The organism is Collinsella sp. LCP21S3_C7 (assembly GCF_052118485.1).
Lineage (GTDB): Bacteria > Actinomycetota > Coriobacteriia > Coriobacteriales > Coriobacteriaceae > Collinsella.
Window position 1 is genome coordinate 41,801 of the sequence record NZ_JBQKHC010000010.1, and the last position, 21,277, is coordinate 63,077.

Genomic DNA, 21,277 nt, shown 5'->3' on the forward strand with positions numbered 1-21,277 from the left:
AGGAAAGCACGAATTTCAACCCAGTCGGTCTCTCATTGGCGCGAACGCACCAAAAATGACGCCGAACGAACTGCAAAGTTTTCAACAGCCCTCCCCAACTGGCCAAAAGCTTACCGAGAACTGGACGAAGCCCTGTTGAAAACCCCTTTTTTCTCATGCGGAAGCTTTGCGCGGCAAGTGAGTAGACTTTTTGGAACATCCCGAGCAGACCGATGATCCCACTTCTCAAAACCACAGGTAGATAGCTTGTTACAAAACTGTCTGGTCGCCAAAGTGCCAAAAGTCTACTCACTTAGGTTACAGAGTGCCCCATTAGCTGCGATTCCAGGGTATTAAGCACCTCCGGACTCAGGTCGTCATACTGGACAAGAATTTGAGTTGAGTTTTCAGGGACAGATGCGCCATCGGCACACCAATAACAGTTGCTGATATCGATAAAAGGGATGCTCGAGCGCGTGAGGGCCTGCGCAAAAGAGCTTCCGCCCGTTCCCCGCTCCGCAACCACGGTGCAGTAAAGACCTGCGTCTGCATGCTCGATCGAAACCTCTCCTGCTGGAAACGCATCCCGTACAAGCGCCACCAGGCCATCACGCGCCTCACGAGCACGAACGCGCACGCGGTTCACATGTCGCTCGTAATCACCCGATTCCAGCAAACGAGCCAAAGCGACCTGGTCGACAGAGCTCACCGACGAGGCGTAGAAACCAAGGTTGCACCTAAACCGCTTCATCAGCTCATCGGGCAACACCATGTACGCTAGACGCAACGCCGATGAAAGGCTCTTCGAAAACGTGTTGGTGTAGATGACCGATTGAGCGGCATCGATCGAAGCAAGCGCGGGAATCGGCTTGCCGGTCAGACGAAACTCGCAATCAAAGTCATCTTCGATGAGATATCGACCTGGTCGCTCAGCGGCCCAGCTCAGCAGCGCATAGCGACGCGCAATGCTCGTCACAAGGCCGGTCGGATACTGATGGGACGGCATCAGGTGAAGGACATCGGTCCCCGTTTTCTGCAGAGCGCTCAAGTCTACGCCCTCATCATCCAACGGGATATGTCGAACTTTGCAACCCATAGCCTGATAGATGCGCGTCAGGCGCAAATAGCCCGGGTCCTCAACGGCATACACCTTGTCGGCTCCAAGCAACTGAACCAACATGGTATCGAGCAGCTGGGCGCCTGCGCCGATAACAACGTTGTTGGGGTCGACATTCATGCCCCTTGTCCCGCGCAGATGGTGGGCAATTGCGCGTCGTAGCCGAGTGGTGCCCTGTGCCGGCGCGGTCGAAAAGATTTCGCGCTCGTCTTCGGATGCCAGCGTCGCCCGCAGCGCGCTTTGCCAAAGCCGCGCCGCCTCCAAAGCAGAAGGAGAAAGTGCATCGAATCGCTCGACCTGTCCGTTGACATCATGTGCGCCGGAACCCGCAGAGACGGCATCCCGGTCGATGCCCTCTGCAGCCGAAGCCAAAACCGGTGCATCCGGAAGCTTGCAAGCGTAGTAGCCACGACGCGGCATTGAGCAAATATAGCCCTCGGCAAGTAACTGGCTATATGCATTCTCGATGGTAATGACACTGATTCCCAGATGATTGGCAAAGGCGCGCTTAGACGGAAGATGCTCCCCCGCCGCAATGCGTCCAGCAACGATATCATCTCGAATTTGCTGGTAAATATACTCATAGAGCGATGCGTCGCCGCGTTTTTCCAAATTGTAGTCAAGCATGAGTTTATCACCTGACCTTATTGAGTCATTCAATCTGGTATTAGTCTGGCCTTATTATTATCTCTAAAACTGAGTATTTCGCCATACCCAGCTCCCCGATAGGATGTTCCGTCAAGCAATGCACATGCCAACCAAGGGAGCAACCATGGCAGAACAGACCAGCAAGGCCGATCGCGTCAAACTCAATCGCGAGCTCGCGCAGATGCTCAAGGGCGGCGTCATCATGGACGTCACCACGCCCGAGCAGGCACGCATCGCCGAAGAGGCGGGCGCCTGCGCCGTCATGGCACTCGAGCGCATCCCGGCCGACATCCGTGCCGCAGGCGGCGTCTCACGCATGAGCGACCCTAAGATGATCAAGGGCATCCAAGAGGCCGTCTCCATCCCCGTTATGGCCAAGTGCCGCATCGGCCACATTGTCGAGGCGCAGGTCCTGCAGGCCATCGAGATCGATTACATCGACGAGTCCGAGGTTCTCTCCCCTGCCGACGACGTCTATCACATCGACAAGACCCAGTTTGACGTGCCGTTTGTCTGCGGCGCCCGCGATCTGGGCGAGGCGCTGCGCCGTGTTGCCGAGGGCGCCACGATGATTCGCACCAAGGGTGAGCCGGGTACGGGCGATGTCGTCCAGGCCGTGCGTCACATGCGCAAGATCCAAAAGCAGATCCGCGACGTTGTTGCCCTGAACGATGACGAGCTCTTTGAGACAGCCAAGCAACTGCAGGTTCCGGTCGAGCTGGTGCGCGAGGTCCACGCCACGGGCAAGCTTCCCGTCGTGAACTTTGCCGCCGGCGGCGTAGCGACCCCCGCCGACGCCGCGCTGATGATGCAGCTGGGCGCCGAGGGCGTCTTTGTGGGATCGGGCATCTTTAAGAGCGGCAACCCGGCCAAGCGCGCCGCCGCCATCGTCAAGGCCGTGGCAAACTTCACCGATGCCAAACTCATTGCCGAGCTTTCGGAGGACCTGGGCGAGGCCATGGTGGGCATCAACGCCGACGAGATCGAGATTATCATGGAGGAGCGCGGGCGCTAGTCCGGCAGAAAGGATCGCCCATGAGCGATTATGCAGACCAAACGGTCGCCGTGCTGGCGGTCCAAGGCGCTTTTGCCGAGCACGAAGCAAGACTATCCGAGCTGGGCGCACACTGTATTGAGCTGAGGCAGGCGGCCGATTTGCAGCAGAACTTTGACCGTCTGGTACTTCCCGGCGGCGAGTCCACCGTTCAGGGCAAGCTACTTGCCGAACTCGATATGCTCGAGGATCTTCGTACCCGCATTGTTGAAGGCATGCCTGTACTGGGAACTTGTGCCGGTCTGATTCTGTTGGCGCGCGACCTTGCCGCCCACGATGACAAGGGGACACCGCGCTTGGCAACCATGGATATACTCGTTGAGCGCAATGCCTATGGCAGGCAGCTCGGCAGTTTTCGCACCAAGGGGCAGGTAGGCGGTATCGACGGTGAAGTGCCGTTAACGTTTATCCGTGCACCCCGCATCGTCGAGGTGCACGGCAATGCCAAGGCCCTAGCCGAAGTCGATGGCCGCATCGTCGCCGCCCGTCAAGACAATCAGCTCGGCGTTACCTTCCACCCCGAGCTCGACGACGACACCCGCCTCCACGAGCTCTTCCTCCAAATGTAGGCAGAAAACAAACGAATGTGGATTTTCGGACGCATAGCAAATGAGAGTGGAAATCTCCCACTTTGAGCTCGGATGCAGGCTCAAACCGGGAGATTATCCACTCTCATGCCATGTAGTCGTTGGGGACGTTTTCAACGACTACATTGCGATAGACGGCCACGTTTGCCCAGATAATACCGACCAAAATAAACCTGTCCCTTTTTGGCAGGTTTGGATCAAGGCAACGCCGATGTTTTGGCAACGACAGCGAAAACCCGTACACGCGAGCAGGGTGCCTTGAAACGAGGCGGCATTGACCTTCTGGTCATGCCGCGAAGTTGAAAGGCAGATTGCCGCTCTGGCGGGCTTGCAGCGTCGGCCCGTTACGGCGTTTGGTAAAACGCCGTAACTAAAAGCGGTTGCCGCGGAAGCCGCCACCGTTGCGGCCGCCACGGTCGCCGCCTCGACCGCCGCGGTCGCCGCCACGGTTGCCGCCGAAGCCGCCACGGTTGCCACCGCGGTCGCCATAGCCACCACGGTTGCCGCCAAAGCCGCCGCGACCGCCACGGTCGCCGCCACGGTCACCAAAGCCGCCACGGCCACCGCGGCCACCACGGTCGCCGCCACGGCCACCGCGGTCGCCAAAGCCGCCGCGACCGCCACGGTCGCTGCCACGGCCACCACGGTCGTCACGGCCGCCGCGAGGACCGCGATCCTCGTCCAGACCCATGGCGACGAGCGGAGCGATAACCTTATCGAGCGCGGCCATCAGCTCGGTGGCCTCCTCGTAAGAAAGCTCGGGCAGGAGCTTCTCCTTCTTGTTGGCAAGCTCGACCAGGCCCTCAGCGGCATCCTCGGCAGCGAAGACGACAATCTTGCGCATATCGCCCTCGGCGTTGTCGATGCGGCCGACCAGATCGGCAGCCTCGGCCTCGGCCATCAGGCCATCGAGCTCACGAAGGCGCATGCCCAGCAGGTCGGACATTTCCTTCTGCTCCATCTTGGGCTTGAGGTCAAGGAGCTTGATGGCGCGCTCGATGTTCGCCATACGCTCGGCCTTAGCCTCCTCCTCCTTGGAAATAGCAAAGCGACGGCTACGCAGCAGGCGGGCGGCCTTCTGCATCTTGTCCATCAGCTCTTCGTCATCGTAATCAACGGCGGCCTCGACAACCTCGGCCTCCTCCTCGGCGGAAACCTCGTCAGCAGCCTCAACCTCGGTAGCTTCGGTCTCCACGGTCTCGACTGCCTCGACCTCGGCAGCCATGGTCTCGTTCTCGGTCTCGTTCATGATCTCTTCGTTCTCGGACATGAGACTCCTTCTTGGCCCTCTCGGGCATCATCGCCCCATTCGCGGGGCCCGTCGCGCACTCTTTGCGCTTTAAACATTCATGCCTCTCGGCAAAACGTCCCTTAGTTTATGGTGTCGCCATCCAATCTAGCTGCAGAATCTATATGCACACATTAATGCGACATGTCGCGGTATCATGGCCTGAACCAAACGTGTCCACCTTAAGGAGCCCGCCATGATTAAGCCCATCATGAAATCCGAGTTCTTTTTGCGCCTGCCTTCCGAAGACGCAGGGCCCGACGATGCCGTGATCGGGCAGGACCTCCTGGATACGCTCCACGAGCATGAGCACGAGTGCGTGGGGCTCGCCGCCAACATGATCGGCGTGCGCAAACGCATCATCTGCGTAAAGGACGGCAACAGGACGCTCCTGATGTACAACCCTCAAATTCTTGAGCAGGTCAATGCCTATCAGACCAGCGAAGGATGCCTCTCGCTGATCGGCGAGCGTCCCTGCACCCGCTATCGTCGCATTAAGGTGGAGTATTTGGACGAGAACTTCGTCCACCGCATCAAAAACTTCTCGGGCTACACCGCCGAGATCATCCAGCACGAAATCGACCACTGTAACGGCGTCGTTATATAGTTCCGCGAGTCAAGAAAAATGATCTGTTTTCCTCCGTCCCCTTTGGATCATGGTAACGACGCAGGCTGAGCACACGACAGCGAGCGAGCCGCATTTGCGCCAAGGTGACGTGAAATGAGAGGGCGCTGACCTTCTGGTCGCGCCCTCGAAATTGAACGTCAGATTGGCGTGAATGCGGCTCGCGTAGCGTCAAGCGGTCCGCCGTTCGGTAGAACGGCGGAACCAATTAGGACTGGCGGTAATGGTCAAAGAAATCGGCGAGGTCTTCGAGCGACTCTTTGAGCACTTCCATGCGCGGCAGGTACACGATGCGGAAGTGATCGGGCTCAGCCCAGTTGAAGCCGCCGCCACGCGTGATGAGGATCTTCTTCTCGTGCAGCAGGTCGAGGGCAAACTGCTCGTCATCGGTGATGTTGAACTTTTTAACATCCATCTTGGGGAAGATATAAAACGCCGCACGCGGCTTGACCACCGAGATGCCGTCGATCTTGCTGAGCGCCTCATACACAAAGTTGCGCTGCTCGTAGACACGACCGCCGGGGCGGATGTAGTCGTTGACCGACTGATGGCCGCCAAGCGCCGTCTGGACGATCGACTGGGCCGGCACGTTGGAGCACAGGCGCATGTTGGAGAGCATGTTGATGCCCATGATGAAGTCGCTCATGCAGCGCTGGTTGCCCGAAAGCACCATCCAGCCAATGCGATAGCCCGCGATCATATGCGACTTGGACAGGCCGCTAAACGTAATGCAGGGCAGGTCGGGGGCGAGCGATGCAATGGAGACGTGCTCGTAGCCGTCCATGCACAGGCGGTCATAGATCTCGTCGGCAAAAATCATGAGCTGGTGCCTGCGCGCGATCTCAACGATGCCCTCGAGCACCTCGCGCGGATAGACCGAGCCCGTGGGGTTGTTGGGGTTGATGATGACGAGGGCCTTGGTCGCGCTCGTGATCTTGGACTCCATATCCTGCAGATCGGGATACCAATCGGCCTGCTCATCACACAGATAGTGCACGGGATGTCCACCGGCAAGAGTTGCGCACGCCGTCCACAGCGGATAATCGGGGCTGGGAATCAGAATCTCGTCGCCATTGTCGAGCAGCGCGTTCATCGAAAGCTGAATGAGCTCGGACACGCCGTTGCCCGTGTAAATATGTTCCATCTGAACATTGGGCAGGCCCTTGATCTGCGAATACTGCATGATCGCCTTGCGCGCAGAGAACAGACCGCGCGAGTTGGAATAGCCTTCGCAGTCGGGCAGCTGCTGGCGCATGTCCTTAATGACCTCATCGGGCGTGCGGAAACCAAAGGGCGCCGGATTACCGATGTTGAGCTTGAGGATGCACTCGCCTTCGTCCTCCATACGGGCTGCCTCGTCGACAACGGGGCCGCGCACGTCATACAGAACGTTCTCGAGTTTGGTGGATTTAGAAAAAGTACGCATGGTGGTGCTCCTTGCAATTTGAGCTGAGGGATGGGGTTCGGGCTTGGAAACGTTGTGGGTCGATGATGTCTCGCCTTGATCGGCGTCACCGGCGAGCAGCCAGGTAACATCGACCTCCAAAATGCGGGCGAGTAGCTCTGCCACATCGCGCCGCGGAATCGTCTTGCCGCTCACATATTGGCTCATCTGACTCTTGCCGAGTTTTTTGCCGAGCATCTCCGATGCGCGGATTACGTCCGACTGGCGAACGTCGCGATCGGACATAGCCTGTCGCAGGCGATCGCTAAACGTCTCTTGGGTCACAGGAACCTCCTTACTGGCAAAGTTCAATTTATAGAACACGAATTGAACCAAGGTTCAATTTAGCAAGCAGTATAGCGCCGTGCTATTTCTAAAAGTTCAATTTCAAAAATAACATGACCCAAACCTCAAGATTTACCCCAAGGCGGTAACGACGTGCGCCCATTTAGAGGTATTCAAGAAAACGGGCGGCGGCAAGCGAAACATCGGCCGTTCGATATATGGCGTTGATCTGCCGATGGGGATGCCCTTCGAGCGGACGCACGGCAACATCGAACTGACAGCGGCGCATGATGAGCGCGGGAAGAATGCTCACACCCAGGCCGTCCTCGACCATAGCCATAATCGCATAGTCATCCCAGGTCGACAGTTTTGAGTGCACTGCCAGTCCCGCCCGACGAAACAGCGGCGTAATCTCGTCATCGGTGCCGCGTTCTAGCAGAATAAACTGCTCGTTGGCCAAGTCGGCAAGAGAGACGACCTCCGCCGTGGCAAACAACGAGCCTGACGGCACTACCGCCATTAACTCGTCACGCACCAAAGGCAGCGATGTCATGCCGTTTTCTCGGGGCTCACGAGGGATAAAGCCCAGATCGCAGCGACCCTCTGCCACCCATTGTTCAATCTCTGAATAGTCGCCCATCAGCAACTCGTAATCGACGTCTGGATGATCAGCACGAAAACGCGCAATCACCGGCGGCAGCACGTGGGTCGCCACGCTCGAAAACGTACCGATGCAGATTTTGCCGCGCATGAGCCCGCGCATCTCATCCACCCGTCGCTGCAAGCGAACGAATTCCTCGCAGAGCGCCTCGACAGCCGGCATGACCTGCCGCCCGTCGGCAGAAAGAGCAACACCTTCACGACTGCGGTCGAGTACCTTAAAGCCCCAATCGGCCTCAAGATCGGCCACCATGCGGCTCACGCCCGATTGCGAGTAGCTCAGGCGCTCGGCAGCACGCGTAAAGCTTCCAGCGCGCACGGTCTCCAGCAGTACCTGCATTTTTTGAATATTCGTTTCCACGACATGCCTCCACCCTTGCATGAGTTTTTGTCATGTTTTCCATGCATTATATTCGCTTTTCTTCTAAAGCCAGTTCACCCATAGTGAGCATGCACAGATATAGAGGGGACGGCAGCGCATGAACAACGGATTGATTACGTATTTAGCAGCATTGTTGTTGTTTGGCTCCAACGGCATCATCGCTGCGGCCATCGCACTCCCGAGCTCCGATATCGTGCTGCTACGCACTTTTCTGGGAGCCCTTTCGCTTGTCGCCATCCTCGCCATTACCCAGCGCCATAAGCTGCAGGCGCCTTCTCGCCCCCGCGAAGCCGCAGCCCTCCTCCTCTCGGGAGCCGCGCTGGGCGCCAGCTGGATTTTTCTGTTCCGCGCTTATCAGACGATCGGCGTCGGCGTTTCTTCGCTGCTGTACTACTGCGGCCCCATCATCGTCATGGCCCTCTCGCCGTTTATCTTTGGCGAAAAACTAACCGGTGGCAAAATCGCCGGGTTTATCGCAGTCGCCTGCGGCGCTTTTCTCATTGCAGCGCAAGGTCTAGGCGGCAATATGCCCATTGCGGGCATCGTCTGCGGAATCGCCTCGGCCTTCTGTTATGCATTGATGGTCATCGCCAGCAAGGGCGCGCCGCACATCGAAGGCCTCGAGAACTCCGCGCTCCAGGTGAGCGCCGCCTTTGTGACCGCGCTGGTCCTTACACTCGTCACCCAAGGCACCCCCTCATTCCTGTCCGCCAGCATCGCCGCAACCATCGATTGGCGCGCCGTCGCTATGCTCGGCGTCGTCAACACCGGCATCGGTTGTCTGCTCTACTTTAGCGCCGTCGCCAAACTGCCCGTGCAGACCGTCGCTGTCGTCGGCTACCTCGAGCCGCTTTCGGCCGTCGTGTTCTCGTCCGCCCTTTTGGGCGAAGTCATAACACCAGTCCGCCTGATGGGCGCCGTGCTTATCATCGGCGGCGCGATCTTTTGCGAACTCGCCGGTAAACGCTCAGGCGCCAAGACCGGTATCGCTCAGGCAGCACGCGTCTAAAAGTTCCCTCTTCGGTTTCAAAGCAGGAGCGCGTCCGCGGTTATTACATTGCAGCAAAGCCATACAGCGGATGCGCCCCTGTTTTGAAATGCTACCTGCGTACATAAATAATCCCCAGCTGGGGATTATTGTCTAAAATTACCCGATGTGCCAAACAGCTCTTGTATGTATAAAGACGGCATAAAAGTTATCTGTCCAAGACAGATAACCGGATGTCCAAGGGAGTCCACGTGGCGCACGCCAAACTGGAGGCAAACCTCCAAGACCAGCACGGTCAAGTACGTGGTAATCGCCATGAAGGCCGACAACCACAACGAGAGCGGCATCTTCGCCCTGTTTAGCCTGGTGCGCAAAGTGGCGCCGTGGCTGATTCTACCTGCCATGATCGGCGGCGCGGCGCTGCTCGCCAATAACTCCAGCTCGAAGTTCAGATCGAGGAAGCCGAGGAAATGGATGTCGATATCTTCTCGAACGACCTTGTCAACAGCAACGAAGCCGGTAGGGACATGAACGTCGACCCCACCGAGCTGCTCGGGAGCGTCGCCGATACGCCCGAACAGCAACAGTTCGACGGCCTCGAGAGCGAACAACTCAGCGACGCCAACTTCTAACGACGTCGCGCGTCGACGACAGCGGCCCTGCGCCTCACAGGAGGCGCAGGGCCGCTTTGCATTGCAGTAAAACCGCCGGCTACGAACGACGCGGCTCGGGAACCACGAGCCTATCGGGGCTCGCGCCCTCGGCATCCATCAGGCTCACGTAGCGAATCGACGGATCCTCATACGTTGAGTAATAGTAATTGCCCGTGCGCGCGCTAAAGCATCCGGTGTAGATAGTCTTCTCGAACTTGCCGTCACCCATCTTGGACGCGCCCTCGATCATCGCCACCCCCTCGAGCGAGCGGAACATGCGAATGACGTTCTCGGCCTCGTTGTCTTTTTGCGGGTAATTGGCATTGAGGTACGCCGCCTTTACAAAACGGCTCGGCGAATAGCAGTCACCCGGAATACCGCGCATGCCGGCACCCGCGCCATAGGGCTTGAGCTCGGCGCCACGCCATGTCGCCGTCTGAGGAAAATCGCTTGTGGCGGTGATATAGGTGCGCAGGTTTTCCATGTGCCACGGGAAGGTCGGCTGATTGGCAAGGGTGTCGACCGGATCGTCGTATACATGCAGACCGTCAGCCATCATCTCGACCACGATGCTGCGCCGGCTGTCGCCGATAATCCAATGGAGCAGCGACACACCCAGCCCCTCTCCGGCAGATTTGGCAACAATCACCGTGTCGCGCAGCGCAGCCTCGACCTCGTCGACCGTCGAGAACGTCGCTGCCACCCACAGGGGAAACTCATAGGCCGCGATATTGGTCTTGCCATCAACCGGGTCCTCGGCATACTCGGCATAACCGGGAAAGTTGAGCCCTGCCACAGCCAGACCCGCATCGTTACCACAGTCGAAAAACATAGGATAGTTCTTGTAATCGATGCACATGCCGATTACCGCGTGTGCCGCCGACGCATCGTCGATAAACGAATACGGGATATGGAACCCGCGGGGCATCACGCGAACCTGTTGGCCGTAGCTAAAGCTCCAGTCGAGGTTGCGACCCAGATACATGTTGCCGGAATTATCGGTAAATCGAATGCTCGTGCACATGGCGCCTCCTAGCCATACGTCCTTGTTAAGCTCATTGTTACCAAACAAATAGGCGCTAAACACAAAGGTCCGGACATGACAATAACGTCACGTCCGGACCACACAAGCAAGATAAACTCAACCAAGTCAACCTCGCAGGTCGTCTAAGGGGTCAAAATACCGCAGATTGTCACGAAAGAGGAGCGAAGCGTACTTAAGGTACGCGAGCGACGCTTGAGCGGCAAGGTGCGGGCTTTGGTCCCCTTAGACCAACTTTCCAAGACAGTGATCGATCATATGCTGGATCATTTGTGCCTCAAAGCCCGTGTAGTCGCGGCGGCACTCCTTCATCTTGCCGTCGACGATCTGGTCAAAGGCAACCTTGCACTTGATATAGCGCGTGGACTTGGTGATTTCGTCGTGCGTCAGGCAGCTCTCCTCCATCTTGCTGGCGCCCAGGCCAAACACCAGACGGGGGTTGTAGAGCACGTGGGGCTCGCCGGCGTCGTCCAGATAGACGCAGACCTTCTTGGTGACGCCAATCTGGTTGGCGGCAAGGCAGCCGGCGTCCTCGAGCGACTTGATGGTGTCGATCAGGTCCTGTGCGACCGACTCGTCCTCAACAGTCGCAACCTCGCAACGCTGGGACAGGATAGCCTCGTCGCGGCAGAGCTCTTTAATCATACGTTCCTCCAAAGAGTTCAATGTAACTGCTTAAGTATACGGTACCTACACATTTTCATGCGAAAAATACCGTCCGCCTGTTACAAAGCGCCGAACTTCAACATGCGAGGAACATCGACCTTCCAAAGGCGATATAGTATGTAAGTTCGTGTCAATCGGCCTAAACTCGGGGCCGAACAAGGAAAGGGTATGCATGGACGAACTTTTTCACGTCAGCGAGCGCAAGTCCACAATCGGGACCGAACTTCGCGCTGGACTGACAACATTCCTGGCGATGGCCTACATCATCGCCGTCAACCCTGCGGTGCTCTCGGGCGCTGGCATCGATGCGGGAGCGCTCGCCTGCGCCACCTGTCTGGGCGCCGGCATCATGACCATCTGCATGGGCATCTTCGCCAACCGCCCGCTCGCCTGTGCGTCGGGCCTGGGCATCAACGCCATGATTGCGGGCATCACCGCCACCATGTGCGGCGGTGACTGGCACGTTGCCATGAGTGTTATCTTCCTCGAAGGTATCATCATCTTGCTGCTCGTCCTTTGCGGCCTGCGCGAGGCCATCATGGACGCCATCCCCGTGGTCCTGCGCCACGCAATCTCGGTGGGTCTGGGCCTGTTTATCGCCATGATCGGCCTGTGCGACGCCGGCATCATCACCGCTGGCACCGGTACGCTCGTCGGCCTGGGCGACATCGCCTCCCCCACCTTTATCGTCGGCATCATCTCCATCGTCGTGACGGTTGCCCTTGCTTCCCGCAACGTGCCGGGCTCGCTGCTCATCGGCATCATCGTCGCCGTTATCGCCGGTATCCCGCTGGGCGTCACCCATGCGCCCGAGGGTCTCATCGCACCGCTCGACTTCTCGACCTTTGGCGCCCCGTTTGCCAGCACTGCTGATGGCAACATGGCCATCGTGAAGGTCCTGACCGACCCGATGCTGCTCGTCGTTGCCTTCTCGCTGCTCATGAGTGACTTCTTCGACACCATGGGCACCGCGATGGCCGTCGCCAAGCAGGGCGAGTTCTTGACCGAGGACGGCAATGTCGAGGACATCCGTCCCATCCTGGTCGTCGACTCCGTGGCCGCCGCTGCCGGTGGCTTTATGGGCGTCTCCTCCATCACCACCTTCGTCGAGTCTACCTCTGGCGCTGCCGACGGTGGCCGCACGGGCCTCACCTCCGTCACCACCGGCGTGCTGTTCATTCTCGCCGCGTTCTTCTCCCCCATCGTCACCATCGTTTCCAGCGCCGCCACCTGCGGTGCTCTGGTCTACGTCGGCTACCTCATGATGAGCGAGGCCTCCGAGATCGACTGGTCCGACGTGTCGCAGGGTTTCCCAGCGTTCATGATTGTCGCCGGCGTGCCCTTCACCTACTCCATCTCTGCCGGCATCGGTCTGGGCTTTATCGCCTACGTGGTCGTCGCGCTCTTTAAGGGCGAGGCCTCCAAGGTCAAGCCGCTCATGTGGATCGCATCACTCGCCTTCCTCGTCTACTTCTTTGTAGCGTAAGGGCAAAGCTGCCAAAGCAAAACCTCAAGGCGCAGAGTCGCATCAAGCGGCTCTGCGCCTTTCTTTTAGCGACGGTCCCTACGCCGACGTGCGACAATCGTATTTGTAGATGTCGAAATGCAGAGAGAAGCTTGTCATGGAAGCGCGTCAAAAGCAGATAACCATTCATTCAAAGCATGTCGAAAGCGCGCCCGTCATTTACCTTCCCGCGGTCATGGGTGACGGCACCGAGGTCTATAGCCGTTGTCTTGAGCTTGATTGCCCGCCATTCACCCTGGTCGCCATTGGCGAACTCGATTGGAATCGCGAGCTGAGTCCTTGGGAATGCGACGGAACCGTGCGCGATGCCGAGCCCTTTGGTGGACAGGCGTCCGAGTTTCTCGATGAACTGCTGAATCGGATAATCCCAGAGGTCGAGCCATCACTTCCCTGCCCGCCTACCTGGCGCGGCATTGCCGGTTACTCATTGGCGGGCCTCTTTTCGCTTTGGTCGCTCTGGCAGACCGATGCCTTTGACCGCGCCGCAAGCGCATCGGGGTCCCTATGGTTTCCCGGATTTCTCGATTACGCACACGGGCACACGATGTCAGCCGCGCCCAACGCCGTCTATCTATCACTCGGCAAAAAGGAGACCAAGACGCCCAACCGCATGATGCGGCACGTACTCGACGACACGCGCGCAATGGAGAAACTACTCGGCGACCGAGGCATCCCCGCGACCTTCGAGCTCAACCCCGGTAACCACTTTGCCCAAACCGATGTGCGCATGGCCCGCGGCATACACTGGATACTGACGCATTAAAAATGGCGCCCACGCGTACGCACGGGCGCCATTTTTTTGATTTAGCTGAACACAACTACTACTCGACAGTCTCCTCAAGTTCGGAAACGGCGAACTCAAAGTCGTTGCCGGGCAGAATCGCGTTGAGCACGATGCCCACCAGCGAGCCCACGGCAAGGCCCGAAAGCGAAATCGTCACGCCGCCCAGCTCCAGCACGATGGCACCGGCGGCGCTGTAGGCAATGCCGAGTGAAAGCACGAGCACCAGAGCGGCCACCAGCACGTTGCGGTTGTTCTGGAAATCGACCTGGTTCTCGATGAGGTTACGGACGCCCACGGCGCTGATCATGCCATAGAGCACGAGCGACACGCCGCCGATAACGCATGCCGGCATGGCGGCGATCACGGCAGCGAACTTGGGGCAGAACGAAAGCACGATGGCGCAGCACGCGGCAATGCGAATCACGCGCGGGTCAAACACGCGCGTCAGGGCGAGCACGCCGGTGTTCTCGCCATACGTGGTGTTGGCCGGAGCGCCAAAGAGCGAAGCCAGAATCGTGGCGAGACCATCACCGAGCAGCGTGCGATGCAGGCCGGGATCGGCGATGTAGTTGCGCTCGCAGGTGGAGCCAATAGCGGATATATCGCCGATATGCTCAATCATGGTTGCAAAGGCCAGCGGCATGATGGTGATGACGGCCGTCGTGGCAAGGCCGCTATCGAACTGCGGCCCAAAGAGTGCAAACACCGTGTTGTCCCACACGACGGGCAAGCCAAGCCAGGGAGCGGCTGCGACGCCGGAGAAATCGACCTCGCCCAGCGCAGCCGCAACGGCATAGCTCACCACGACGCCCAGTAAAATCGGCACGATCTTGACCATGCCGCGACCCCAAATATTGCAGATGACGATTACGGCGACGGCAACCACGGCAACGAGCCAGTTAGTCTGGCAGTTGGCAATAGCGGAACTCGCCAGGATCAGACCGATCGAAATGACAATGGGGCCAGTCACCACCGGCGGGAAGAAGCGCATGACGCGCTTGGCGCCAAACGCGCGGAAGAGCGCCGCAAGCACCGGGTAGAGCAAACCGGCGCAGGCAACGCCCAGGCAAGCGTAGGGCAATAGCTCGGCCTCGCCGTTGGGCGCGATTGCGGCATAGCCGGCAATAAAGGCAAACGATGAGCCCAAAAATGCGGGGACCTTACCGCGTGACAGGAAGTGGAATAGCAGCGTGCCCAAGCCGGCAAACAAAAGCGTTGCCGATACCGAAAGGCCGGTGAGCACGGGCACCAGCACCGTGGCACCAAACATGGCAAACAGGTGCTGCAGACCGAGCAGGAACATGCGCGGGCGGCCGAGCGACGAAGCGTCGTAGATGGCATCGGTGACGGCGGGCGTCGAGGACTGGGACATGGATGTCCTTTCGAATGGAAGGGCGCTCGGGCATAGCGGATAACCTGCCCGAACGATACGGTCCGAACCATTGTACGCGATACGCCATGTCTCGCACGCGCCGTCACTTGCAAACGGTACCGCTATTTCCAAACACGCTCGGCAATACGCTTGACCAGCGCGATCTTTGCCCACTGCTCGCCTTCGGTCAGCTTGTTGCCAATCTCGCAGCTGGCAAAGCCACACTGCGGAGACAGATACAGATTCTCAAGCGGCACGTACTTTGCCGCCTCATGAATACGCTCGACGGTCGCGTCCTCGTCCTCGAGCTCGGCTGCCTTGGTGGTCACCAGACCCAACACGACCTTCTTACCGGGCGCAACGTACTTGAGCGGCTCAAAACCACCGGCGCGCGGAGTGTCGAACTCAAGATAGAACGCGTCAACGTCCTCATGCGCAAACAGGTACGGGGCGATGGGATCATAGCCGCCCTCAAAGGCATAAGTAGAGTGGTAGTTGCCACGGCATACATGCGTATTGATCACCAAGTCGTCAGGCTTGCCCGCGATGGCGGCATTGTTGAGCGCCACGCCCAGCTCGCTCACCTTTTGCAGGTCAACCGGGCTCATGCCGGTCTTGGACACAAAGTCAGTATCGCAATAGATGCCCCAGGTGCAGTCATCAAATTGGATGTTGCGGCAACCCGCGGCATACAGATCGGCAATCACGGTGCGGTATGCTGCGGCGATGGCATCGGCGAGCTCTTCGTCGGTCTTGTAGACGGCGCGCAGGCTCTCCTGCTGGCCATCGCAGCGGTCGAGCGTGACTTCGGAGAACGTCTGGATCGGCGCCGGGATGGTTTGCCGCGCAACCTGGCCCTCGCCCTCAAGCGCCTTGACAAACTTGAAGTGCTCGACGAACGGATGGTTCTCGCCGCTAATAGGCCCGGTCACCACGGCGGTGTCGGCGGTAGTCTCCTCATCGTGGAACATATAGCCCGTACGCGAGGTGCGGCGCTCGATGCCGTTGAGACCCCACATAAAATCGAGGTGCCAGTAGCTGCGGCGGAACTCGCCATCGGTGATGACCTGCAGGCCGGCGGCCTTTTGCTTTGCCACCAAATCGCGAATGGCCTCGTCCTCGACTGCCTTAAGTCCCTCGGCATCAAGCGCGCCTGCCGCATAGGCGGCGCGGGCGTCCTTTACGGCCTGCGGACGAAGAAAACTGCCGACGATATCGGCGCGAAACGGCGCTTTGAGCTGGGTGGAATTGCTCATAGGAATCTCCTTTTGCATGGACTGCTTTGGCGAGAAAGAGTATGAGCGCACTCCTGGTTATCGTAAAATATGCGTTTATATATGTTTGCCATATAGTTTTCCTATATCCATTTCGACAGCTCAAGATAGCAACATCAAACGCTACCGGTTAGATATGCCTCCGGATGGCCTCGACATAAGCCTGTCCATAGCGCGTGAGCGTCGTATTCTTGCGCGTGATAATGCCGATCTCCATGTATTCATCCACATCGAGCGGAATCGAGATAATACCGGGGCCATTAAGCTCGTGGCTAATCACGCCCGAACACACCGTGTAGCCGTTGAGACCCATGGCTAGGTTGAACAAGGTCGCACGGTCGCGCACGCGGATATTCTTGCGGCGCTCAAACGTCGAGGTCAGTTCCTCGGAATAGTAAAACGAGTTGTAGCTGCCTTGCTCGTAGGATAGGAACGGATAGTCTTCCAAGTCCTCGAGCGTCACGCTGGCGTGGTCCGCCAGTGGATGGTCGGCGCATACAAAGACGTGCGGCGTGGCGCAGAAGAGTCCTTCGAATACGAGCTCGTTGGCCGCCAGCATGCGCTCGATAACCTCGCGGTTATGTTCGGATAAGTACAGAATGCCCAGTTCACTCTTCATGTGCGCGACATCTTCGATGATCTCGTGAGTCTGTTCCTCGCGCAGGGTAAAGTCGTAGCGCGCGGCATCGAACTCACGGATCACGTCGACAAACGCATTAACGGCAAAGGAATAATGTTGACAGCTCACACTAAAGTGCGGCACTTGCTCGGATGCGCCCTTGTACTTGCCCTCGAGCAGGTCGGCCTGATCGAGTACCTGGCGCGCGTAGCCCAAGAATGTCTCGCCTTCCTCGGACACAATGACGCCCTTGTTGGTGCGCTCAAAGATGTGCACACCCATCTCGTTTTCGAGATCGCGAATCGAGGCGGTAATCGAAGGCTGCGACACAAAGAGCCGGCGCGAGGCCTCGGTGATGCTGCCGCATTCGGCAACCTTAACAACATACCTGAGCTGCTGAAGCTTCATGACTTTCTCCCTAGACGTTCGTGACGCCAAGACCCGTCGCGTCCATCTGGCGCATAAACGACGGCATCTCCCCCGTCGCGGCGCAGGCGGCAATCTGATGCAGAGCCCCGGCAACCGCATCGTCTGCCGCGGCGCCGATATGCCAACGCGCGGCAGCCGTGACGGCCTCATTGGCATTGGCGACTGCAACGGAGTTGGGAACGGCATTAATCATGGGCAGATCGTTATCGGAATCGCCGAACACCGCCACCTCGTCGGGCGTCAGACCCAAAGCACGCGCCAGCTCCAGCGTGGCACAGCCCTTGTCCCAACCAGCCGGAAGGATGTCAAACAGGCGCACGCGGCTGTTGGGAAACACGAGCGAGAGTTCCGGCACCTCGGCGGCAACGCGCTCGCGTAGCTCCGCGAGCCCCTCACGCGAACGGGCACTCCAGATATTCGCCTTGAACACCGGCGCGTCACCGACAACGGGACGGCACGGGGCCTCTTCGCCTTTGAGCCACGCGTTGCCGCCCGACTCCATAGCGCGACGCACGCGCTCGGGGTCGCTCGTCACGCAATAGGCGTCATTGTCCCAAAAGTCATCACCCAAGCTGTAGACCTTCAGATAGGTATCATCGGTCTCTTGCTCCAAGTAGTCAGCCAAGCGAATAAGGGCGGCGTTATCGGTCGCATGCGAGGCTATCACCTCGCCGTCGACAAACATGACCTGGCCGTTGCAGAACGCACCGGTCGAGAAGCACTCGGAACGATTACGAAACATCCAGCCCATCGCGGAAGGCTGACGGCCCGAAACCGGGCCAAAGTGCAGGCCCGCCGCCTGCATGGCATGAATACCCTCGATGGCGTAGTCGCTGGCGCCGTCATGCCCGGCTGGAATCAACGTATCGTCCATATCGGTCAGCACAAGTTTAATCATAAGGCCCCCAGTCATTTTCACCGTATCCATTGTAGCGACCTGCCAATAAGGGACAGGTTTATTTTGGCAGGTTTTATCTGGGAAAATGCAACGCCCCAGTTGCCACCTGCCAAAATAAACCTGTCCCTTTTTGGCAGGTGCGCTAGTATAGGGAACAACAGATTCGATGCGGGAGTGCCGGCGGTGCAAACCACAAGGCTGAGAGGGCATGGGGCCCAATCCTTTGAACCTGTCAGTTAATGCTGGCGTAGGGAGCATGCCGCCTTTACAGGGGCGCTGTCTATGCACAGCGCCCCTTTTCTATGCCAAGGAGGCATGTGCAGTGATTGATTCGAAACAGCTTAAACAAAATGTGGTCAAGGCCGTGGAGGAGATTCGCGCCACCAACCCGATGGCCGGCTCCATCACCAACACGGTGACGATCGACTTTGTCGCCAACGCGCAGCTCGCCGTAGGCGGTTCGGCCGCCATGGTCTATCTGCCCGACGAGGGCGAGGCGCTCGTTGCCGGCGGCGGCGCCATCTATCTCAACATGGGCACGCTCTTCCCCATCTACGAGCAGACGATTCCCCGTGCGGCCAAGGCGGCACACGACGCCGGCAAGCCCTGGGTGCTCGATCCGGTGGGCCTGGGCATCGGTAGCCTGCGCACCCAGTTGGTAAACGAGCTCAAGCAGTACAAGCCCGCCATCGTGCGCGGCAACGCCTCCGAGATCATCGCGCTCGCCGGCCTGTGGGGTCTTGAAGGCGAGGCGGCTGACCTGAGCCGCGTGCGCGGTGTCGATACCACCGATACGGTCGACGCCGCCCGCGGCGCTGCCGTGGCACTCGCCCGCTACACCGGCGGCGCCGTAGTGGTCTCGGGCGAAGTCGACCTGATTACCGACGGCACGACCGTGGCCAAGTCCCACGGCGGCAGCCCGCTCATGTCCAAGATTACCGGCTGTGGCTGCTCGCAGGGCGGCGTCCTGGCCGTGTACGCTTGCGCCGCCGATCCGTTTACGGCAGCCATCTGCGGTACCGCTGTCTACAACGTTGCCGGCACGCGTGCCGCCGCTGTCGCTGATGCCCCGGCAAGCTTTAAGGTCGCCTTTATCGACGAACTCTACCGCGCGACCGCTCAGGATATTGCGAATAACCACCTCGAGCTCGAGGAGGCATAAGCCATGTCCGAACCCGCAACCGCTGCCGACATGAACACGCTCGTCGCCGTAGCCATCGCCCCGTGCGGCACAGGCGACGAGCTGTCCGCCGAGGTCGCCGAGGTCGTGCGCGTCATTCGCGAGAGCGGCCTTCCCAACCGCACCACCTCGATGTTCACCGAGATCGAGGGCGACTGGGACGAGGTCATGCAGGTCGTACGCGACGCAACCTTTGTGTTGGCAAGCAAGGGCATCCGCACCGAAGTCGTGCTCAAAGCCGATATTCGACCCGGTTTTACCGACACCATGACCGGCAAACTCGAGCGCATGGAAGCGCAGATCAAAAAGCAGGAGGAAGCACGATGAGCATCCACGACAACCTTGATATCTCGGCCTATCTGGTACTCGGCCCCGAAAACACGCTGGGACGTCCCGTGGGCGATGTGGTAGCGCAGGCGCTCGATGCCGGCTTTACCTGCATCCAGGTGCGCTCCAAGGTGGCAAGTGCCCGCGAGATCATCGCGCTGACGGGCGACGCCGCGCAGGCTATCGCTCGCGCCGGCAAGACCGGCAAGGTCGCCCTGCTTATCGACGACCGTCTGGACTGCGTACTCGCCGCACGCGAACAGGGTATCGCCGTCGACGGCGTGCATGTGGGCCAGAGCGATATTCCCGTCGAGGTCTGCCGCAAGCTTCTGGGCCCCGATGCCATCGTGGGCCTTTCGGCCCGTTGCGAGGAAATGCTCGAGTACGTCAAGACCGCCGACATGAGCCTAGTCGACTACCTGGGCATCGGCCCGCTCCACGAGACCGAGACCAAGCGCGACTGTGGACGCGCGGCAGATGGCTCCATCATCACCAAGAGCTTTGAGGACCTGGCCGCGCTCCATGAGGCAAGCCCCGTTCCCATCGTGGTCGGCGGCGGCGTCAAAAAAGCCGATCTGCCGCAGCTCAAGGCCACCGGCGTCGACGGCTTCTTTGTGGTGAGCGCCGTCTGCAGCGCTGACGACCCCCACGCCGCAGCCAAGGAGCTTGTCGACACCTGGCAGCAGGCATAGGCATAGGCCGAGCAGCTGATTCGCAGCCTCATATCTTCAATAGCGGAAAGCGCATCCCAGTTTGGACCTCCATTCTGGGATGCGCTTTCCATATAGAGAGTCAGCGGGAAACTGTGTCCCAGTCTAGACGTAGATTCCGGGATGCACTTTCCGGAATCCGCCGTCTGGGAAACTGTATCCCGTTCTGGGCGCAAATTCTGGGACACGCTTTCCGAAATCCGCCCAACGGGAAACTGTGTCCCAAACTACGGCGGGACTGCGGACGATTTCCTGGACCGCTAAATCGCGGCCATCCCCAGCGACGACCGGTAGTCGTCCGGTGTCGCGCCACCGAGCGCGTCGCTTGCCCGCTCGGAGTTGAAGCGCCCTATCCACGCGCCGAGGGCCTCGATGAACTCCCCGGGCGACCAGCCGGACCAGTCCCTCCCGTGGAAGAACTCCTTCTTGAGCAGGCCGAAGAAGCCCTCCATCGCGGCGTTGTCGGGGCTGCAGCCCTTGGCCGACATGCTCCTGACCAGGCCGTTCCGCTCGCATATCGATATCCAGCCCGGCCAGCGGTAGTGCACGCCGCGGTCGGAGTGGATCACGGGGCGCTCGCCGGGCGCCAGCCGGGAGCACGCGTCCGACAGCGTCGAGTTCGCGAGGTCGGCGTCCGGGCGCTCGCCCGCCCGCCAGGCGACGATCGAGGAGTCGAAGCAGTCCCTGATGGCGGACAGGTACACCTTGCGGCCCGTCGGCAGCCTGAACTCGGTTATGTCG

21 protein-coding genes, 1 pseudogene and 1 riboswitch are annotated in these 21,277 nt (G+C 59.3%); of the genes and pseudogenes, 11 read left to right on the plus strand and 11 right to left on the minus strand.

The window, feature by feature from the left end:
• Positions 1-292 precede the first annotated feature (292 nt).
• Positions 293-1,723 (minus strand): MocR-like pyridoxine biosynthesis transcription factor PdxR, encoded by a 1,431-nt coding sequence (gene pdxR / locus ACTQ1E_RS05345; protein ID WP_441565153.1) that lies wholly within the window; start codon positions 1,721-1,723, stop codon positions 293-295.
• Positions 1,724-1,868: 145 nt separating this feature from the next.
• On the opposite strand from pdxR, the gene pdxS reads away from it, so the two are divergent.
• Positions 1,869-2,759: a pyridoxal 5'-phosphate synthase lyase subunit PdxS gene (gene pdxS / locus ACTQ1E_RS05350; RefSeq protein ID WP_441565155.1), complete on the plus strand. Its 891-nt coding sequence runs from the start codon at positions 1,869-1,871 to the stop codon at positions 2,757-2,759.
• Between the two features lie 20 nt (positions 2,760-2,779).
• The gene (pdxT, locus tag ACTQ1E_RS05355; protein WP_441048504.1) at positions 2,780-3,367 is read left to right on the plus strand and encodes a pyridoxal 5'-phosphate synthase glutaminase subunit PdxT; all 588 of its coding nucleotides are present in this window, start codon (positions 2,780-2,782) and stop codon (positions 3,365-3,367) included.
• 388 nt (positions 3,368-3,755) lie between these two features.
• Here pdxT and ACTQ1E_RS05360 read toward each other — a convergent pair whose 3' ends face one another.
• A complete protein-coding gene (locus ACTQ1E_RS05360; protein ID WP_441565157.1) occupies positions 3,756-4,655 on the minus strand; it encodes a hypothetical protein in 900 nt (299 codons plus the stop codon).
• Positions 4,656-4,869: 214 nt separating this feature from the next.
• Between ACTQ1E_RS05360 and ACTQ1E_RS05365 the strand changes: the two genes are divergently transcribed.
• Positions 4,870-5,280, plus strand: coding sequence for a peptide deformylase (locus ACTQ1E_RS05365; RefSeq protein WP_154517072.1), 411 nt, complete (start codon positions 4,870-4,872; stop codon positions 5,278-5,280).
• Between the two features lie 226 nt (positions 5,281-5,506).
• Here the strand turns inward: ACTQ1E_RS05365 and ACTQ1E_RS05370 are convergent, their stop codons facing one another.
• A complete protein-coding gene (locus ACTQ1E_RS05370) occupies positions 5,507-6,988 on the minus strand; it encodes an aminotransferase class I/II-fold pyridoxal phosphate-dependent enzyme (RefSeq protein ID WP_441565172.1) in 1,482 nt (493 codons plus the stop codon).
• Between the two features lie 202 nt (positions 6,989-7,190).
• Positions 7,191-8,048 carry a LysR family transcriptional regulator gene (locus tag ACTQ1E_RS05375; protein WP_370450624.1) on the minus strand — a complete coding sequence of 286 codons (858 nt, stop codon included), beginning with the start codon at positions 8,046-8,048 and terminating at the stop codon, positions 7,191-7,193.
• Positions 8,049-8,166: 118 nt separating this feature from the next.
• Here ACTQ1E_RS05375 and ACTQ1E_RS05380 point away from each other — a divergent pair, with 118 nt between their 5' ends.
• The 3 genes and pseudogenes from ACTQ1E_RS05380 to ACTQ1E_RS05390 all read left to right on the plus strand — a co-directional run bounded on the left by ACTQ1E_RS05380 (position 8,167) and on the right by ACTQ1E_RS05390 (position 9,689).
• Positions 8,167-9,078, plus strand: a complete 912-nt coding sequence (locus ACTQ1E_RS05380; RefSeq protein WP_427747886.1) for a DMT family transporter — start codon at positions 8,167-8,169, stop codon at positions 9,076-9,078.
• A gap of 267 nt (positions 9,079-9,345) precedes the next feature.
• Positions 9,346-9,489, plus strand: a pseudogene (locus ACTQ1E_RS05385) (KUP/HAK/KT family potassium transporter); the annotation flags it as partial.
• 38 nt (positions 9,490-9,527) lie between these two features.
• The gene (locus tag ACTQ1E_RS05390) at positions 9,528-9,689 is read left to right on the plus strand and encodes a hypothetical protein (protein WP_427728294.1); all 162 of its coding nucleotides are present in this window, start codon (positions 9,528-9,530) and stop codon (positions 9,687-9,689) included.
• A gap of 79 nt (positions 9,690-9,768) precedes the next feature.
• Here ACTQ1E_RS05390 and bsh read toward each other — a convergent pair whose 3' ends face one another.
• Both bsh and ACTQ1E_RS05400 read right to left on the minus strand, forming a co-directional pair.
• Positions 9,769-10,734, minus strand: a complete 966-nt coding sequence (gene bsh, locus ACTQ1E_RS05395; RefSeq protein WP_427728209.1) for a choloylglycine hydrolase — start codon at positions 10,732-10,734, stop codon at positions 9,769-9,771.
• Positions 10,735-10,977: 243 nt separating this feature from the next.
• A complete protein-coding gene (locus ACTQ1E_RS05400; RefSeq protein ID WP_154517060.1) occupies positions 10,978-11,397 on the minus strand; it encodes a peptide deformylase in 420 nt (139 codons plus the stop codon).
• 193 nt (positions 11,398-11,590) lie between these two features.
• On the opposite strand from ACTQ1E_RS05400, the gene ACTQ1E_RS05405 reads away from it, so the two are divergent.
• Together ACTQ1E_RS05405 and ACTQ1E_RS05410 are read left to right on the plus strand one after the other, a co-directional pair.
• Entirely contained in the window at positions 11,591-12,904 is a 1,314-nt protein-coding gene (locus ACTQ1E_RS05405; protein ID WP_441565160.1) for an NCS2 family permease, read from the plus strand.
• A gap of 136 nt (positions 12,905-13,040) precedes the next feature.
• The gene (locus tag ACTQ1E_RS05410; RefSeq protein WP_441565162.1) at positions 13,041-13,706 is read left to right on the plus strand and encodes an alpha/beta hydrolase; all 666 of its coding nucleotides are present in this window, start codon (positions 13,041-13,043) and stop codon (positions 13,704-13,706) included.
• Between the two features lie 58 nt (positions 13,707-13,764).
• Here ACTQ1E_RS05410 and ACTQ1E_RS05415 read toward each other — a convergent pair whose 3' ends face one another.
• The 4 genes from ACTQ1E_RS05415 to ACTQ1E_RS05430 all read right to left on the minus strand — a co-directional run bounded on the left by ACTQ1E_RS05415 (position 13,765) and on the right by ACTQ1E_RS05430 (position 18,319).
• Positions 13,765-15,099 (minus strand): uracil-xanthine permease family protein, encoded by a 1,335-nt coding sequence (locus ACTQ1E_RS05415; RefSeq protein ID WP_441565164.1) that lies wholly within the window; start codon positions 15,097-15,099, stop codon positions 13,765-13,767.
• 122 nt (positions 15,100-15,221) lie between these two features.
• On the minus strand, positions 15,222-16,355 hold the full coding sequence (locus ACTQ1E_RS05420; RefSeq protein ID WP_441017185.1) for a 5-methyltetrahydropteroyltriglutamate--homocysteine S-methyltransferase: 1,134 nt from the start codon (positions 16,353-16,355) through the stop codon (positions 15,222-15,224).
• A gap of 148 nt (positions 16,356-16,503) precedes the next feature.
• The gene (locus ACTQ1E_RS05425) at positions 16,504-17,400 is read right to left on the minus strand and encodes a LysR family transcriptional regulator (protein ID WP_427796141.1); all 897 of its coding nucleotides are present in this window, start codon (positions 17,398-17,400) and stop codon (positions 16,504-16,506) included.
• A 10-nt stretch (positions 17,401-17,410) separates the two neighbouring features.
• Positions 17,411-18,319, minus strand: coding sequence for an HAD-IIB family hydrolase (locus tag ACTQ1E_RS05430; protein WP_441565166.1), 909 nt, complete (start codon positions 18,317-18,319; stop codon positions 17,411-17,413).
• A gap of 160 nt (positions 18,320-18,479) precedes the next feature.
• A riboswitch (TPP riboswitch) is annotated at positions 18,480-18,590 on the plus strand.
• 51 nt (positions 18,591-18,641) lie between these two features.
• Between ACTQ1E_RS05430 and thiM the strand changes: the two genes are divergently transcribed.
• From thiM to ACTQ1E_RS05445, 3 genes are read left to right on the plus strand one after another with little or no spacing between them, the layout of a single operon-like run.
• Complete coding sequence (gene thiM / locus ACTQ1E_RS05435) at positions 18,642-19,481, plus strand: hydroxyethylthiazole kinase (protein WP_370450622.1); 840 nt, start codon at positions 18,642-18,644, stop codon at positions 19,479-19,481.
• A gap of 3 nt (positions 19,482-19,484) precedes the next feature.
• Positions 19,485-19,826 (plus strand): thiamine-binding protein, encoded by a 342-nt coding sequence (locus tag ACTQ1E_RS05440; protein ID WP_427719764.1) that lies wholly within the window; start codon positions 19,485-19,487, stop codon positions 19,824-19,826.
• Entirely contained in the window at positions 19,823-20,518 is a 696-nt protein-coding gene (locus ACTQ1E_RS05445) for a thiamine phosphate synthase (RefSeq protein WP_441565168.1), read from the plus strand. The genes ACTQ1E_RS05440 and ACTQ1E_RS05445 overlap by 4 nt, the downstream gene beginning before the upstream one ends.
• A gap of 278 nt (positions 20,519-20,796) precedes the next feature.
• Here the strand turns inward: ACTQ1E_RS05445 and ACTQ1E_RS05450 are convergent.
• The coding region (locus ACTQ1E_RS05450) for an IS3 family transposase (protein WP_441565170.1) at positions 20,797-21,277 on the minus strand (481 nt) is incomplete at its 5' end.